11 protein-coding genes and 1 pseudogene are annotated in these 17,130 nt (G+C 40.4%); 9 read left to right on the forward strand and 3 right to left on the reverse strand.

The features are described from left to right. The first annotated feature begins 328 nt into the window (after positions 1–328). The 5 genes from U1E44_RS14120 to U1E44_RS14140 all read left to right on the forward strand — a co-directional run bounded on the left by U1E44_RS14120 (position 329) and on the right by U1E44_RS14140 (position 8,409). Complete coding sequence (locus tag U1E44_RS14120) at positions 329–1,144, forward strand: DUF3108 domain-containing protein (RefSeq protein ID WP_322931751.1); 816 nt, start codon at positions 329–331, stop codon at positions 1,142–1,144. Between the two features lie 9 nt (positions 1,145–1,153). After that, positions 1,154–2,116 (forward strand): tryptophan 2,3-dioxygenase family protein, encoded by a 963-nt coding sequence (locus U1E44_RS14125; RefSeq protein WP_322931752.1) that lies wholly within the window; start codon positions 1,154–1,156, stop codon positions 2,114–2,116. Positions 2,117–2,122: 6 nt separating this feature from the next. Beyond that, entirely contained in the window at positions 2,123–3,394 is a 1,272-nt protein-coding gene (locus U1E44_RS14130; protein WP_322931753.1) for a peptidoglycan DD-metalloendopeptidase family protein, read from the forward strand. Position 3,395: 1 nt separating this feature from the next. Beyond that, positions 3,396–5,033, forward strand: coding sequence for a glucose-6-phosphate isomerase (pgi, locus tag U1E44_RS14135; RefSeq protein ID WP_322931754.1), 1,638 nt, complete (start codon positions 3,396–3,398; stop codon positions 5,031–5,033). A gap of 163 nt (positions 5,034–5,196) precedes the next feature. After that, complete coding sequence (locus tag U1E44_RS14140) at positions 5,197–8,409, forward strand: TonB-dependent receptor (protein WP_322931755.1); 3,213 nt, start codon at positions 5,197–5,199, stop codon at positions 8,407–8,409. Between the two features lie 421 nt (positions 8,410–8,830). Here U1E44_RS14140 and U1E44_RS14145 read toward each other — a convergent pair whose 3' ends face one another. Continuing rightward, complete coding sequence (locus U1E44_RS14145; RefSeq protein WP_322931756.1) at positions 8,831–11,002, reverse strand: TonB-dependent receptor; 2,172 nt, start codon at positions 11,000–11,002, stop codon at positions 8,831–8,833. Positions 11,003–11,672: 670 nt separating this feature from the next. After that, positions 11,673–12,188, reverse strand: a complete 516-nt coding sequence (locus U1E44_RS14150; RefSeq protein WP_322931757.1) for a hypothetical protein — start codon at positions 12,186–12,188, stop codon at positions 11,673–11,675. 973 nt (positions 12,189–13,161) lie between these two features. Here U1E44_RS14150 and U1E44_RS16865 point away from each other — a divergent pair. The 3 genes and pseudogenes from U1E44_RS16865 to U1E44_RS14160 form a co-directional block, all read left to right on the forward strand. Beyond that, positions 13,162–13,227: pseudogene (locus tag U1E44_RS16865) on the forward strand (hypothetical protein); the annotation flags it as partial. A 335-nt stretch (positions 13,228–13,562) separates the two neighbouring features. After that, positions 13,563–15,116 carry an L-piperidine-6-carboxylate dehydrogenase gene (gene amaB / locus U1E44_RS14155; RefSeq protein WP_322931758.1) on the forward strand — a complete coding sequence of 518 codons (1,554 nt, stop codon included), beginning with the start codon at positions 13,563–13,565 and terminating at the stop codon, positions 15,114–15,116. Between the two features lie 352 nt (positions 15,117–15,468). After that, positions 15,469–15,948, forward strand: coding sequence for a c-type cytochrome (locus tag U1E44_RS14160; protein ID WP_322931759.1), 480 nt, complete (start codon positions 15,469–15,471; stop codon positions 15,946–15,948). A 72-nt stretch (positions 15,949–16,020) separates the two neighbouring features. On the opposite strand, the gene U1E44_RS14165 is transcribed toward U1E44_RS14160, so the two are convergent. Further along, positions 16,021–16,614 (reverse strand): carboxymuconolactone decarboxylase family protein, encoded by a 594-nt coding sequence (locus U1E44_RS14165; protein ID WP_322931760.1) that lies wholly within the window; start codon positions 16,612–16,614, stop codon positions 16,021–16,023. Positions 16,615–16,663: 49 nt separating this feature from the next. Between U1E44_RS14165 and U1E44_RS14170 the strand changes: the two genes are divergently transcribed. Next, positions 16,664–17,092, forward strand: a complete 429-nt coding sequence (locus U1E44_RS14170) for an OsmC family protein (RefSeq protein ID WP_322931761.1) — start codon at positions 16,664–16,666, stop codon at positions 17,090–17,092. Positions 17,093–17,130 lie beyond the last annotated feature (38 nt).

The raw sequence follows: 17,130 nt of genomic DNA on the forward strand, positions 1-17,130 counted from the left end.
CTCGCTTTTGCCACTGTACATAGGTCAGGAAGCCCCCATTTCTGCAACATCGTCTGTATTCCATGGCGGAAGTATGGAAAGCGTCATTGCACCGGAATTTATCTTTCTATAGGTAAAGAAGAACGTAATCAGAGGATTATTTCGTAATACACTTTAAGGAAACTCCTGTACACGGATGTGCATAAAGCGTTGTGAGAGGACAACAAACCATAAAGAATTTTTTTATTTCCTTTGTCACCTGCCTTAATATGCTAAAATTTATTTAATAAATTGTAAATAAAAACCTTTGTAAGAACGTTTTAGTAATTTTGAACTAATTTTCAGAACCATGGAACGTATAGGACTGCTTTTTTTTGCATTATTCACTATCAATGGACAAGTATCCAAACCAACATCTTATTTGGATGACCTTAAAGCCGAAGAAATCCCGGTCGCGTTTCAACCGGGTGAATGGCTGCAATTTCGGATACACTATGGATTTTTAAATGCAAGCTACGCTACGTTACACGTTAAAACTACCCATATAGATACCATCCCAGTATATCACGTAGTGGGTAGGGGACAAACAACAGGTTTTGCCAGCATATTTTTTAAAGTAGATGATACGTACGAAAGTTATTTTGGCCAAAAGGATGGCAAGCCCTATAAATTTATTCGTAAAATTAATGAAGGTGGGTACACCAAGGATGTAGAAATAAACTTTGATCACCAAAATGACGTTGCCATTATTAAGGATCATAAAAAGAACAAAGTTCACAACTTAAGCATTCAAGAAGATGTTCAAGATTTAGTTTCTGCTTTTTACCATATTAGAAACAATTTTAGAGCCGAAGATTTAGTAGAAGGAAAATCTATTGAATTGAACATGTTGTATGATGATGACGGTCTTTTTAGATTTAGGCTTAAGTACTTAGGGAAAGAAATTTTAAAAACGAAATACGGAAAGGTAGAATGTTTAAAGTTTAGACCCTACGTACAATCTGGTCGCGTATTTAAAGAACAGGAGAGTCTTTCCTTATGGGTATCAAACGACTTAAATAAAATTCCAATTCGTATTAAAGCAGATCTTGCCGTAGGATCCATTAAGGCTGATTTGGAGGGCTATAACGGACTCAAAAATCAGTTTAAAATAATAATGGATTAAAGAACACCTATGGATAACAGTGCGCATATTGAATCCCAATTGGTTAAATTAGAAGAAAAGTTTAAAGGTTCTGGTCAAGACTTAAGTTCGTATTTAGACGGTCTGTTGTACCAACGATATCTTACCTATTGGGACTACATCCACTTAGACACCTTATTAAGTCTTCAAATTCCAAGAACCTATTTCCCCGATGAGGAAATTTTTATCATGTACCATCAAATTACCGAGCTTTATTTTAAGCTTATTCTACATGAACAAAAACAGATTGTAGACGACAAAACACAGCATCTCGAGTTTTATATCGAAAAAATCAACCGAATCAATAATTATTTCAAAGTACTGATATCGTCTTTTGGTATTATGATCAACGGGATGGAGCGAGAGCAATTTTTAAAGTACAGAATGGCTCTGTTGCCATCGAGCGGCTTTCAATCTGCGCAATACAGAATGATAGAAATTTACGCCACTCCGCTAACACATCTGGTGCACCATACAGATCGAAATAAAATAAGCACCAATAGCACCATAGAAGAATTGTTTGAGCTTATTTATTGGAAGAAAGGAGCTACCGACAGTGCTACCGGAGATAAGTCCCTAACCTTAAAACAATTTGAATACCGATATACGCCAAGATTAGTCCGAATTGCCAAGCAACTAGAACACAAGACCATCTATCATAAATACCAGCAATTACCCGAGCAACTTCGTAACGATGCCACCTTACTAGAGGCCATGAAGGCCTTAGATCTTAATGCCAATGTAAATTGGCCCTTAGTACACATGGGCTCTGCGTATCGCTACCTTAGTAAGGACGATGGGGACATTAAAGCTACCGGAGGTACAAATTGGAAAAAATATTTACCCCCTAGTTTTCAAAAAGTAATATTTTTCCCTGATCTTTATACCGACGAAGAAAAAAACAATTGGGGCAAACAATGGCTAGATCACATTTTTAATCCCGAAAAAAAGTAAAAGGATATGCAGAAATATTGGGGCGCATTTGTAGTAATCTTACTTTTGGCATCTTGTACTAATGAAGAAAAAATTGTTGCAGACCATAGTTCGGAACCTACAGTAACCGAACTACCGAAAGAAAACCTGCGATTTGGGTTTAATTTAGACCATTTTCAAGTACATGAGGCGGTAGTGAAAAACGGGGACAGTTTTGGGGAACTCATGCTTCAAAACAACGTGGCATATCCAAAAATACATGCGGTGGCAGAACAATTTAAAGACACCTTCGATGTCCGAAAAATTGTAGTCGGAAAGCCATATTTAATTTTGAAGTCCAAAGACACCTTAGAAAGCGCTCAGGTTTTTATCTATCAGAACGACCCTATTAATTATACTGTTATCGATTTCAGAGATTCGGTAGTGGCCTATCGCAAAAGGCAAAAGGTAAAGTATGTAGAACGGGAGGCATCCGGAATTATAGAAACCTCGCTTTCAGAAGCGATATTAAAGCAAGGCATAGATTATAATGTAACCAATCGCTTATCGGAAATTTATGCGTGGTCTATCGATTTTTTCCGCTTGCAGAAAGGCGATCGATTTAAGGTCATTTATAAAGAAAAGTATATTAACGACACTATCTATGCCGGCTCAGAAGCTATAGAAGCCGCCTATTTTGAGCACAATGGAAAACCGTTTTATGCCTTTGCCTTTGAAACAGACAGCGTAAACCAAGTTATGGATTATTACGATGATGACGCCAAAAATTTACGCAAGGCATTTTTGCAGGCCCCGGTACAATTTAGCAGAATATCGTCCCGTTTCAATTTAAATCGAAGGATTGCCTATTATGGCTACAAGGTAAGACCCCACAAAGGAACCGATTATGCCGCACCCGTAGGCACTCCTATTTTGGCCACGGCTAATGGTGTTGTAGAAGAATCTACAAGAAAGGGAGGTAACGGCAAATATGTAAAAATTAAGCATAATGGCACCTATAGCACGCAATACCTTCATATGAAAAATCAAAATGTTAAGATGGGTCAGTTTGTTAAGCAAGGAGATGTCATTGGGTGGGTAGGCATGACCGGCAACACCGGCGGCCCTCATGTGTGTTATCGTTTCTGGAAAAATGGGCAACAGGTAGACCCTTTGCGAGAAGAACTACCCTCGGCAGAACCTATAGACGCTTCCTTAAAAGACACCTATTTAAGTTTTATTGACCCCAAAAAAGTACAATTAGATTGTATTGAATATTTGGAAGAACCCGTAGAGGAATTAATTACACTTAACGAATAAAATGCCATTACACGCTATAAATCCCACAGCAACCAAAGCTTGGGAAAAACTTGAACAACATTTCAAAGAAGTCCATACAGAAACCCTAAAGGAACTTTTTGTTTCAGATCCCCAAAGAGCACAAAAATTGACCTTGCAATGGAAGGATTTTTTGCTGGACTATTCTAAAAACAGGATGCGTCCGGAAACAATAGACTTGCTTATAGCACTGGCTAAAGAACTGAAATTGGAAGATGCTGTTGAAAAGTACTTTAGCGGAGATATTATAAATGCTACGGAAAACCGGGCGGTACTTCATACAGCACTAAGGGCAAATAGGGATGCCGTCGTTACCGTTGATGGCCAGAACATAGTTCCCGAAGTTTTTGCAGTAAGGAAAAAAATAGCGGCATTCGCAAATGCAGTTATAGCAGGAGAGAAAAAGGGTTATACAGGAAAACCTTTTACGGATGTTGTAAACATTGGCATTGGCGGTTCCGATTTGGGGCCGGCTATGGTAACAGAGGCTCTTAAATTTTACGGAAACCATTTAAAAATGCATTTTGTGAGCAACGTAGATGGCGATCATGTTCACGAAATTTTAAAAGGCTTGCCGGCAGAAACCACTTTGTTTGTTGTCGTATCCAAAACATTTACGACACAAGAAACCCTTAGTAATGCCCTTACCATAAAAAAATGGTTCTTAAAAAGTGCTTCGCAGCACGATATTGCCACACATTTTGCAGCGGTTTCTACTAATACAACAAAGATTGCGGAATTCGGGATTGCTCCGAAAAATGTATTTCCCATGTGGGATTGGGTTGGTGGGCGGTTTTCGCTTTGGAGTGCCGTGGGATTATCTATTGCCCTTGCCGTTGGCTCAGCCAATTTTGAGGCTCTACTAGAAGGGGCTCAGGATATGGATGAACACTTTAGAACAGCAGATTTTAAAGAGAATATCCCGGTTGTTTTAGCGCTTATTAGTATTTGGTATAACAATTTTTATGGTGCAGAAACAGAGGCTATAATTCCATACACCCAATATTTGCATCGGTTTTCAGCCTATTTGCAACAAGGAATTATGGAGAGTAATGGGAAAAGTGTAGATAGAAATGGCAATAGGGTGACCTACCAAACGGGCACCGTTATTTGGGGAGAGCCTGGCACCAATGCCCAACATGCGTTCTTTCAACTCATACACCAAGGCACAAAAGTGATTCCGGCCGATTTTATTGGGTTTAAAGAGTCCTTATATGGCGATAAAGACCATCACGATAAATTGATGGCCAATTTTTTTGCACAAACAGAGGCATTGCTTCATGGAAAATCGAAAGAGGAAGTAGAAGCAGAATTAAAAGACAATGGTATGTCTGATGCCGAAAAGAAAAGTTTAGTGCCATTCAAGGTTTTTGAGGGTAACAAACCCACGAATACGCTTTTAATTCAGAAGTTAACGCCCAAGAGTTTGGGTGCCCTAATAGCACTTTATGAACATAAAATTTTCGTTCAGGGGGTACTATGGAATATATACAGTTATGACCAATGGGGTGTAGAGCTTGGCAAGCAATTAGCAAGCACGATTCTGAACGAGATTAAAAACTCAGAAATCGGCAAACACGACAGCTCTACACTGCATCTTTTACAAAAATTTAAGGAATGATTTCGTAATTCCGAATTTTTATAGCAAACAGGTCATCTTATTGATTTTCAATATTTTTTAAGTATTTTTTATGTTAATTTTGCGCCAATTAATTTAACGTTGGCTTAATGTAAAAGTGATGTATTTAAATCACATTTGCAGCGAACTAAAAAACACTTAGAAAATGAAAAAAATGTATGTTGCGGTTGTTCTATTTTTCTGTGCGGCAATCGCTTTTTCTCAGGGTGTTACTACGTCTGCGATCGGCGGACAGGTAACAGATACCGAAGGCGAACCCCTACCCGGTGCCACGGTTATAGCTGTGCATGGACCTTCGGGTACCAAGTATGGTGTTTCAACCGATTTTGATGGGTACTATCGTATCTCCAATATGAGAACAGGAGGCCCCTATGCCATTACTATCTCGTATGTAGGGTTTAATGATTTCACCAATTCTTCGGTGTATCTTCAATTAGGTCAGACCGAAAGATTTAGTGTAGCACTCTCAGAATCTGCCACTGCTTTAGATGAGGTAGTGGTTACGGCAACTTCCGGCGATTTGTTCAATTCTAACAAAACAGGTGCAGAAACGGTGGTAGGGCAGTCTAAGATACAAGCCTTACCTTCTATTTCAAGAAACATTGCCGATTTTGCGCGGTTAACCCCACAAGCCCAAATCCGGGGAGACGATGTTATTTCCATTTCAGGGCAAAATAATCGTTTTAATGCAATTTATATTGATGGTGCAGTGAACAACGATGTGTTTGGTTTGGCGGCCAACGGTACAAACGGTGGGCAAACCGGTGTGAGCCCTATTTCTTTGGATGCGATTGAATCTTTCCAAATAAGTATTGCGCCTTTCGATGTTCGGATTTCTGGATTTGCGGGGGGTGCTATTAGTGCTACTACCCGATCGGGAACCAATGAATTCCAAGGTTCGGCCTATGCACTTGTACGGAATGAAGATCTTTCCGGTAAAACTCCGGTAGGTCTTTTGGGTGATGGAGACGAAAGGGAAAAATTACCCGAATTTTCTGCCGACACTTATGGAGTGCGCATTGGTGGCCCTATCATCAAGGACAAGCTATTCTTCTTTGTAAACTATGAAAGACAAGAAATAGAAACGCCACAGCCCTTTAATGTGAGCAATTATCTCGGCAACGCTTCAGCTGCCGATTTGGATGCGTTGCGCAGTTTTATTACCAATCAGTTCAATTACGATCCGGGATCCTTTAATAATAATATAAATTCTTTGGAGAGTGATAAACTTATTGCAAAAATAGACTGGAATATTAATGATAATAATAACTTGGCGTTACGACATAGCTATGTAAAGGCAACTAACCTTTCCAGAGGAAGTTCTACACCGCGAGCCATCAACTTTTTAAATGGTGCCCAGCAATTTCCATCAACTACCAACTCTACTTCTTTGGAATTAAGTTCTAGATTTGGCGATAAATTCGCCAATAATTTGGTTCTTGGGTATACTCGAGTAAGAGATGACAGGGGATTTACAGGCAATCCTTTCCCTAGTGTTTCTATTGTGGATGGCGCAGGTACTATTTTCTTTGGTTCGGACCAAGCATCTACAGCAAACCTGCTGACACAAGATATCGTTACTCTGACGAATAATTTTGAAATGTATTTTGGTAAACACACCATTACAATAGGGACGCATAACGAATTTTCCTCCGTAAAAAATGTATTCTTTAATAGGAATTTTGGGGAATATCGTTTTAGTAATTTACAAGATTTTCTAGATGGTAATAACGCAAACAGATATAGAACGAACTATTCGCTTTTGGGTGGTATTGGTGATGACTCTCAAGGAGCTGCCGAGTTCGATTTGTTTCAACTGGGATTTTATGTTCAGGATGAGATAAATATTTCTGAAAATTTTAAACTTTCAGCAGGTGTCCGTTTCGATATTCCGTATTGGGAAAGCGGTTTGGCCAATGATGATTTTAACACGCGATCAGTAGCATTGCTAGAGGCTGCCGGTAAAAATTTGCAAGGTGCCAGAGTGGGGAAAAGAGTAGATCCTATTGTTCATGTATCTCCCCGTGTTGGCTTTAATTGGGATGTTACAGGAAACAAGCAGACCACCCTTAGAGGCGGATTTGGAATTTTTACTTCCAGATTGCCTTTGGTATGGCCGGGCGGCATGTATAATAACAATGGACTCACTAATGGCAGTTTAACCATAAATGGTGCAGCCAATACCCCAACATTTACCGCAGATGTTAACAATCAGTTTAGAGATCCGCTTCCGGGTAGTGGTGGAGTTGGTGGTAACATCGATTTGTTTGCCCCTAACTTTAAATTACCACAGGTATTTAAAACCAATATTGCTATTGATCAGAAATTGCCCGGAGGTATTATAGCTACCGCCGAGTTTATTCATAATGATAACATCACGTCTATAAAATATGAGAATATAAACCTTGCAGGCCCTCAGTTTAGAACTACCGGAGCCGATGTACGACCCAACTATGGCGGAGTGAGAGTAGACAATACGTATGACGGTATCTATTTAGCGTCCAACACAGGTGAGGGCGATTCTTGGAATGCCGCTTTTACTTTAACCAAAAACTTTTACAGTGACTTTTTTAATGCCACCGTACAAGGCTCCTATTCCTACGGAGAATCGAATGTGTTTTTTGACGGAACATCATCCATAAATGCCTCTCAATGGATCAATATTGAGTCTGTTAATGGATCTAATGCACTAAGAGGTACTTCGAGGTCCGATTTTGATCAAGGCCATAGAATTACGAGCAATTCTTCCTTTAGTTTCAAATGGAACAAAAACGTAAAGACGACCTTAGGCTTCTTTTACGAAGGTGCAGATGGAACCCCAATAAGTTATGTGTATAACGACCAAGGGAACTTGTTACGAGATACATTTGGCCCTAACGCCTTGATCTACGTTCCTGCAAACAGAAATGAAATTGTTCTGGTAGATGCCAACAATGGCCTAACGGCAGACCAACAATGGGAACAGTTAAACGCCTTTATTAGCGGAAACGAGTACCTAAATAGCAGAAGAGGAACACATGCCGAAAGAAATGGCGATCGACTTAAATGGAGTCACGTCATTGATTTTAAATTTGCCCAAGAATTCGGAATTATGGTGAACAACAAGCGTCATGCCCTAGAGTTTACGGCAGACATTTTTAATTTCACCAATTTGTTAAACAAAGATTGGGGCAAACGGTATTTCTCTAATTTTGATGCCGTGCAACTTATAGATTTTGCCGGGTTTGACACCGATGGTACTACACCTACCTTTAGGTTTAACCCCAATGCGGCAAGCCGCCTAAATCAGATAGACGATTCCGGTTTGCAGTCTTCTAGATGGCAAATGCAAATAGGACTAAGGTATTCGTTTAATTAACTTGTACCTGAAAAGCACACTAACCACCCTAGTGGATTGTTTTTCGAATTAGATATAAATGATCATCATTACAGAGACAATACCACTGGTATTGTCTCTTTTTTTTGGTTCAGTTTCAAGTATTCTAACCCCCTACCGTTTCGTAAAGCGAATACGTTTAGGGTATTATGTTTTTTTTCGAAAGACACATTAGAAAGATTCCGTTGAGCATGCCAAAAGAAGATGCCATGTAGTTGATACTGTTTCAAGCCTTAGTAGTTCCAGTGTACCTAACAGTAGACTTGGCTACATGTACATCATGCTAAAATTGCTGCGCGGTTTTCTAAATTGCCATCAAAATTCCAAATAGGAAACCCAAAACGCCTTAGTCTCATAACATGAGACTAAGGCGTTTTTACTACAATAAAAAAAGCAACACTATCTAAAATGTCACCGTGGCTCCAAGTAAAAAATGGATACCCGCCTGCGGATAAAAGCCGGCTCCCTCCATGGTGGTTATCGTACCAGGTGTAGAAAAATCATCGTCATAGGTAAAGAAAAAACCATTAGATTCAAACAACGAATCAAAAATATTATTCACAAGTCCGGAAAAGACAATGCTTTTTACAAGCCATTTGGGTTGTATCTCGTACTGCACATTAAAATCGGTTTGCGAATAGGCATCTAATACCGAGCTTTCTGCGTCTATATTCCCCATATACTGCTTGCCCACGTATTTGGTGAGTAAGGATAATTGCAAGTTTTCTGTTGGCAGATAGCTAAAGCGATTCCCTAATATCACATTCGGGGAAAAGGCAATGTGGGTATTGCCCAAATTTTCTAATACGCCATCGCGTTGAAATAGAAAGTTTCTGTTTTTGTTACTGCTCAAGGCAATATTTGGCGCCAGTACAAATTGCTTACCTAATTGAATGAGTGCATCTACTTCTATACCAAGCCTGTAACTATCGCCCACGTTAGATCGTAAAGGCGCACCCACATCATTGAGTTCGCCGGTAAGTACCAATTGGTCTTTGTAACGCATATAGTACACGTTCGTATTTAGGTGCGCCTTTCCTGAAACATGCCGCCATCCTAATTCAAAATCATTGAGTCTTTCGGGACGGGGACTGCCATTTTCGTAATCGTTTCGGTTGGGTTCCCGGTTGGCTCTGGCAAAAGAAAAGTAGATGTTGTTTTTATGATTTAGATTATACGTTAATCCCGCTTTTGGATTAAAGAAATTAAAGGTGTCGTCTACCAAACCTGTATCCGGACTATCAGCTTCATAATGTACACGACGAAATTGCATATCGCCAAAAAGGTTCCACTTTTTGTGAATGTTGTAATTTACCTTGGCAAAACTGTTGAAATCGCTTTTAGTACTGCTGTTGTCGTAATACCGATCTCGAATATTACTGTTGCTGGCAAAACGAGCCCATATCACTTCCCCAAAATGATCCCCGTCGTAATTGCTCCATCCTCCACCCAAAATTACATTAAGGTTTTCTCGGGTATAGTTGGTGGAAAACGTAGTGCCGTAAAAATCATTATCTAACCAACGTCGGCGAATAAGATCTGTGGTGTTCACTTCGGTTCCGTTGACGATAATAGGATCAAAATCGTAGGTTGCAAAATCGTCGTCTTCCCGAAACTGCTCAAAGAATCCACGGCCCCGTGTATAAAAAATAGCCAAATTGGTATTCCAATTCGCGTTAACTTGTTCATTCCAATGCAATTGAAAGTGATCTTGTTTGTAATTATCTACTTCGTTTTCATAAAATTGAGTTACCCCGTTTTCGTCGGTAAACATCCCAGCGGTGTTAAAAGTTCGGTTTGTAGCGAGGGTTTGGGCATCGATTCCGTTCCAAGCTTGGTAGGTTATTTCGTGACCGCCAAATAAAAGCGCTTTTAGTAGCGTGTTCTTATCTTTATACGCCCCTTGTAAAAAATAGGAATCCAGTTCGGCACTAGCCCGATCTACGTAGCCATCGGACGTAATTCGGGAGAGACGCCCCGAAAATTCTACATGTTCGTTGAGCAATCCCGTGCTAAATTTTATGTTGTTCCTCAGGGTATTAAAACTCCCTACAGAGGAGGAAATTTGCCCGTAGGGCTGATCGGATACTGCATCAGTAAGCAGGTTTAAACTGGCACCAAAAGCACCAGAACCATTCGTAGAGGTGCCTACTCCACGCTGCAATTGTAAACTTTCGGTAGAAGATGCAAAATCGGGCATATTTACCCAGAACGTGCCGTGCGACTCCGCATCGTTGTAGGGCACTCCGTTTACGGTTACATTTACCCGTGTAGCATCACTACCCCGAACACGGATGCTGGTATAGCCAATGCCTGCGCCGGCATCGGATGTGGTTACAACAGCCGGTAAAAAATTAAGTAAAATGGGGATGTCCTGACCCAGATTTCGGGGTTTCAGATCTTCTTTGGTAACATTAGTAAAGGTAATGGGTGATGCGGTAGTTGCGCGTACTGCGGACACAAGAACTTCATCTAAATTAATTTTACTTCCCTCTAGGGAATCTAAAGGTTTTTCTTGAGCCTGACCCCAATGGATCAGTCCAAAAACGGCAATAGTGGTGAAAATAGGTTTCATTCGTAAATATGAATTACGAATAAAAGGGGCTATTATTCCTGATTAATAATTGATTTTTGGTTTTAAACCCGGACTGAAAGTTCCGTGAAAAGAAACCGTTGTAACTCCAATGAGCTATATTAGCTTCCCTTGGCAGCATTACCTGCCCAGGTTCGTTGGGTATAATCTCAGCTTCGTCCATAACCATTATCAGGTTTATTCTGATTTTTGGTTTGCGATTTAGCACCCCTTTGAGATGGTACAAATGTACTTCAGTCTTTTTTAATTTCCATGGAAAATGAGAACATAATTAACCTAGCCTTACCACCTCTATATCGCTTTTGTCCGTATTGAATTTGGAAGACTTTCATTTTCAAAAGCATACAATGAGCAGATCTAAAAAAATTGACCCTTAAAATTGTAATTAGCTAGCTACTTCTTGCGCTTTTGGGCGTAGTCGTTGGGTTTTTTATAGTTTCTGAAATACGGGTATTTCTGGGTGCCGAAACTACGCTGGAAAGGGAAGGTAAATGTTTAAAAACAGGAGTGCTACCTAGGAATAGCCACGAGGCAGAATTTATCCAAACCGGCACTTCAAAGGAAGACCAAAAGAAATTTGAATGCCTATGAAAATAAGGTAGACTCGATCATTGTGGCTATTGATACGCTTAAGAAGATGGAACAAAATAACCTATACAAAAACCATAATCAGGGTAAGTAAAAATCCCGCCAAGGCAAAATACATCCCTTTTTTAAAAACAGGCATTTTTGGGGTATACATCCAAAAAGCGGAAATCACAAAAAACAAAAGAGAAGTTCCAAAGAAGATATTTAAATAGAACAAGGGACTCTTGGTGGTTGCCTTATGCATTTTTTCCATTTTATCGAGAAGAAAGGGCAACTTCATTTTTTTTACCGTAGCCATTCCTGTAGCCTCATTGTAATTTCCATCTTTAAAGTAGAGTACATCGCCCTCCTTTTTGTCAACTTTTACACCCATTTTTATCTTTGGCCCTATTTCGCCTTCCGATAAGTTAGAGCCAATATGTATTTCTTCAACCACCTCGCTTTTAAGAAAGTTCGTTTGCCTAAAAATCATGATGATTCCACTGATGGCATACACGGCCATAATACCTGCCAAAAAATAACCTAAGTATCTATGTATTAGTCGAACTTGAAAAGAAAATGGCGTTTTTTTGTTAGTCATGTGGTACTCCTTTGTTAGGTTGTTACTACTTGGATGGCAACAAATGTAAAAGGTTTAATTTAAAAATAAAAAAAGCTGCACAAATGCAACTCCATGAACCAAACCAAACCGGCGATAAAAACGAACTTAAAGTTCAATCTAAAGATTCCCCGACCCTTGGGTCGGGGTTTCCTATTTACCTCTCCTTTGGAGAGGTCGGAACTGTCTTTTTGCAGTTCCGGGTGAGGTGAAATACAAAATTTCGGTTTTTGGCCCAAAGGCCAAAATGAAACTGGCGAAATACCCTATGGCTTGCCTCGGGGATAGTCAGTTTCAAGAATTTTTTTATTACAATTTCCGTTAGCATCGATCTGTAGCGCAGCGTCTCTTTCATCTTTGTTCGCAACCTCAATGCTGTAGCTGTCCCCTTCATTTTTAAAGGCGTTGTTATGTACGTTCCGGTATGATCGCTGGCCATAGGTATTTCCGTGAACCTAGGGTTTCCCTTTCCATTATCTATATATCATACGGGTAGCACTATAATTACATTCTTTCTGGCTTGCAGACTTCATCTGGATTTTCTCTTGTTTTCTCACCGTTTCCATTGGCTTTTATTATTCCAAGAAAACGCTACGGCTATAAGGATGCGACCCTTGGTTCCATTTCCATTACAGAAAACCCTTTGCTACTATGGTCTTGGCTGTCTTCTGTATAACGACTTTATAGCACTAGTTCTATCGGCATAACCTCCGGTTGACGCTACAGACCCCCTACGAAAAACTCATATCGCTTTTAGTGTAACCGACATGATTTACAACCCTTGCTTACGTCCAACTATAGGGTTTTGCAGTCTAATGTTCACTAATCTCAGAGGTAACCTTGTATTAGATGCCTGTCCGTTAAGCCACAATTTTACCTCAGCAGAATCGCTTTTGGGTGCAATAAGCATCTAAAAGTCTATGAGTTTATCACCAACAATTAGGAACTCCCAGCAGATAAAATGGCTGAGATCAAGAAGAATAGGTGGCAGATAGAGACCCTATTCAAAAGCCTTAAGTAGAACTTTACGCTAAAATATTTTCTTGTAGACAATCAAAATGCCATAGAGATACCAATTTGGGTCAGTTTAATAATCCAGCTAATCATGCTCGTTATCCAATGAAAAGCAGAGAGTAAAAGGTGCAAGGGATAGAGGTAGTTTGATTAATGACCTATATGGATGTGTTCATGTTCTTAAAAAATCTAGAGACAGAATGAAAGGATTTTTTAGTAGTTTAGATTCTTATCGGACAGCCATGTTTTCCTTTAAAGTATTTGGAGATCGATGCTCCTCAAAACAATAAATTGCTGTAAATTTGCTTAAAATATAACAATTAAACTATTAAAAGTTATAAAATGTCTGAAATAAGCACTGCTTTTGGGATTCAAGAGGCATTAAAGACCTTGGGGATACAGGAAATTAATAAGGGAACAAGTACGGGATCGGTACATTATGCATCCGGTGATAGGCTACCTTCGTATTCGCCGGTAGATGGTCAATTGATAGCTTCGGTTATAACGACCTCAAAAACAGACTATAACAAGGTAATGGAAACTGCAACTGCGGCATTTAACATTTGGCGCTCAAAACCGGCACCCCAACGCGGAGAGATTGTGCGTCAATTTGGGAATAAGCTCCGGGAGTTAAAGGAGCCTCTTGGGAAATTGGTTTCTTATGAAATGGGCAAAAGTTATCAGGAAGGGCTGGGTGAGGTACAGGAAATGATAGACATTTGCGATTTTGCTGTAGGCCTTTCTAGGCAGCTTCATGGTCTTACCATGCATTCTGAGCGGCCCGGTCACCGGATGTACGAGCAGTACCACCCTTTGGGTGTGGTAGGAATTATTTCCGCATTTAACTTTCCGGTAGCCGTTTGGGCGTGGAACACGGCACTGGCATGGGTCTGTGGCGATGTTTGTGTGTGGAAGCCATCAGAAAAAACACCTTTATGTGGTGTAGCCTGTCAAAAAATTGCGGCAGAAGTCTTTAAGGCCAACAATCTGCCAGAAGGTATTTCCTGCCTTATTAATGGCGATTATAAGGTGGGCGAGTTTATGACTCACGATAGTCGTATTCCCCTTATCTCGGCCACGGGATCTATCCGGATGGGTAAGATAGTAGCGCAGGCGGTGGCAGCAAGACTAGGAAAATCGCTGCTGGAATTAGGAGGTAACAATGCCATAATAGTAACACCGGATGCCGATATTAAAATGACAGTAATCGGTGCCGTTTTCGGTGCAGTGGGTACCGCCGGGCAACGTTGCACCTCTACGCGTAGATTAATTATCCACGATGCCGTATACGACAAAGTGAAAAATGCTATTGTGGAGGCCTACCAGCAACTCCGTATTGGTAATCCATTAGATGAAAATAATCATATAGGACCCCTTATCGATACCGATGCCGTCGCTGCCTATAGTCATACGTTAAAAAAAGTTGTAGCTGAGGGAGGTACTCTACTATTAGAAGGAGGTGTTTTAGAAGGTGAGGGCTATGAAAGTGGATGCTACGTGAAACCTGCCATAGTCGGGGCAAAACCACAGTTTGAAATGGTGCAGCAAGAAACTTTTGCTCCCATTCTATATCTCCTAAAATATTCCGGAGCTGTAGAAAATGCAATTGAAATTCAAAATGGAGTGGTGCAGGGATTATCATCTGCCATTATGACTAATAATTTGCGCGAGGCAGAACGTTTCCTATCAGCCTCAGGCAGCGATTGTGGTATAGCTAATGTTAACATAGGTACTTCGGGTGCAGAAATTGGTGGCGCCTTTGGTGGAGAAAAGGAAACAGGTGGTGGCCGAGAATCCGGCTCAGATGCTTGGAAAGTCTATATGCGTAGGCAAACCAATACCATTAATTATACTACCGCATTGCCCTTGGCGCAAGGTATTAAATTTGAATTATAAAGGAGAACCGGCCTTCCATTTGTTTGCGAAAGGCAAAAATTGAAGCGAAGAATTTATGCCGGTCGCACAGGGTCCTATTTAGTAACAGAATACTCATGTAGTAAGTCGGTTGTCTCTCTCTTTTACCCTAAGACCACGGAAATATATCCTTGACCCTTTTGGGCGTCAGAGATCTTTTAAAGGCTTAGCATGCAATACCTGTTCAAATAAATAGAAAAACAGATTTGTACATTTCATTGTTTATTCCCTATCTTAGAACCGAAAATATTTTAAAGGCAGAAAACCTGTATCACCTTGGTATTTATGGATTAGGTTCAGGGAATATGTATTCTAACCAAAAAAAGCATTAAAAATGAAAAAGCTAGTCAGTATGTTGGCTCTAGGGAGTCTTTTAATCGGTTGCGGCGAGAAAAAAGAGGAAAAGAAAGAAGGTTTTGAATTGAATAGAGCCAAAAAGGAAACCAAGGCGGTGGAAGCTTCCGACGGTGTTCCTGTGGATATGAATAACAAAGGAATAGGCCCTATTACATCGGTCACCTTTGGTGCGGAAATTGATACGGAATTGGCAGCCAAAGGGGAGGCCAAATACAATGTTACTTGTGTAGCGTGCCATCAAGCTAATCAACGAATGATTGGCCCTGCCTTAGCCGGTGTTTACGAGCGCAGAAGTCCGGAATGGGTTATGAATATGATCCTTAATCCAGACGGCATGCTCAAAGAAGATCCTATTGCAAAGGCCTTGCTTAAAGAGTATAACAACGCCATTATGTTAAATCAAAACTTTACGGAAGAAGAAGCGCGCGCTGTTGCAGAATATTTAAGAACCATGTAAGGGAACTACCTACACGTAGAAACGGCTGCCTATTTTATATAGGCGGCTTTTTTTGCGATATTTCCGTAGCGCTCAGTTTCCGTGTTTTCCTTTTTCCCAGCCGTGTTTTCCTAGATACTGTGTAGCAGTTTCTGTGGCCTCAGCTTCAATGGTGGTACCCATAGAATCGTTCCAACGGTTTAGAAATCCAAAAAGCGAAATAACGCCTAACATTTCTACAATCTCTCCTTCGTTCCAATAGGTATGCAAGCGGTGTTGTAAAGTAGCGTCTACCGCATTCGGTATTTGGCTGGCTGCCAACGAAAAATCTAGGGCCACGCGCTCAGCTTCTGAAAAAGCAGGATGCGTGCGGTATTCCCAAATATGATCTAATTGCTCCTGCCCGGCACCATAGCGTTCGGCGGCTCGTATGGAATGAGCCTGGCAATAGCGACACCCGGAAGCGTTACTGCTTACCCAAGCAATTAATCGTTTTAAAGCGGAACTTACGCGCCCATCATTGGTCATTACGGCTTTGTTGAGGTTGATAAAAGCAGCGGAAATAGCAGGCCTGTGCTGCATGGTTAAGACGGAATTGGGGCAAAAACCCAATGTTTCGTTGAAAAATTCAGCCAATTTTTTTGTTTCCGGATCGTGATTGGGATCTAAAGGGGTTACGAGGGGCATATTTCTACAGTTAAAAATAGTATTTTTGAAAGATACAAAAACGAAAAATATGGGAGCAAAAAATCATATCACCACCAAATGGCTGGGCAACATGGCCTTTGAGAGTACCAACCCTTCCGGGCTACATTTAAAAATAGACGCTAGCCCCGATGATGGGGGCGATGGAGACGGATTTCGCCCTAAAGCCCTTATGCTTTCTGGGTTGGCAGGTTGCTCAGGGTTAGATATTGCCATGTTGATAAAAAAAATGAAGTTAGAGGTTGCCGATTTTCATATTGAGACCATCGCCAATCTTACAGAGGAGCATCCCAAGTATTATGATGCGGTAACCATTGAATATCATTTTTATGGAAACAATTTAAAGGAAGACAAATTGAAAAAAGCTGTCGCGCTCTCAGTAGAAAAATACTGTGGTGTTATGGAAATGTTTCGACGGTTTGCAGCTTTGAAGATTGAGAGTGTTTTTCATCATAGTTAAATAAGTTCAAAAATCAATTTCAGAGCCCAAACTCAAAA

Source organism: Aurantibrevibacter litoralis (assembly GCF_034651555.1).
Taxonomy (GTDB): domain Bacteria; phylum Bacteroidota; class Bacteroidia; order Flavobacteriales; family Flavobacteriaceae; genus Aurantibrevibacter; species Aurantibrevibacter litoralis.

Coding starts and splice junctions, on each gene's coding strand:
- U1E44_RS14120 (WP_322931751.1), top strand. CDS start 329: ATGGAACGTATAGGACTGCTTTTTTTTGCATTATTCACTATCAATGGA.
- U1E44_RS14125 (WP_322931752.1), top strand. CDS start 1,154: ATGGATAACAGTGCGCATATTGAATCCCAATTGGTTAAATTAGAAGAA.
- U1E44_RS14130 (WP_322931753.1), top strand. CDS start 2,123: ATGCAGAAATATTGGGGCGCATTTGTAGTAATCTTACTTTTGGCATCT.
- pgi (WP_322931754.1), top strand. CDS start 3,396: ATGCCATTACACGCTATAAATCCCACAGCAACCAAAGCTTGGGAAAAA.
- U1E44_RS14140 (WP_322931755.1), top strand. CDS start 5,197: ATGAAAAAAATGTATGTTGCGGTTGTTCTATTTTTCTGTGCGGCAATC.
- U1E44_RS14145 (WP_322931756.1), bottom strand. CDS start 11,002: ATGAAACCTATTTTCACCACTATTGCCGTTTTTGGACTGATCCATTGG.
- U1E44_RS14150 (WP_322931757.1), bottom strand. CDS start 12,188: ATGACTAACAAAAAAACGCCATTTTCTTTTCAAGTTCGACTAATACAT.
- amaB (WP_322931758.1), top strand. CDS start 13,563: ATGTCTGAAATAAGCACTGCTTTTGGGATTCAAGAGGCATTAAAGACC.
- U1E44_RS14160 (WP_322931759.1), top strand. CDS start 15,469: ATGAAAAAGCTAGTCAGTATGTTGGCTCTAGGGAGTCTTTTAATCGGT.
- U1E44_RS14165 (WP_322931760.1), bottom strand. CDS start 16,614: ATGCCCCTCGTAACCCCTTTAGATCCCAATCACGATCCGGAAACAAAA.
- U1E44_RS14170 (WP_322931761.1), top strand. CDS start 16,664: ATGGGAGCAAAAAATCATATCACCACCAAATGGCTGGGCAACATGGCC.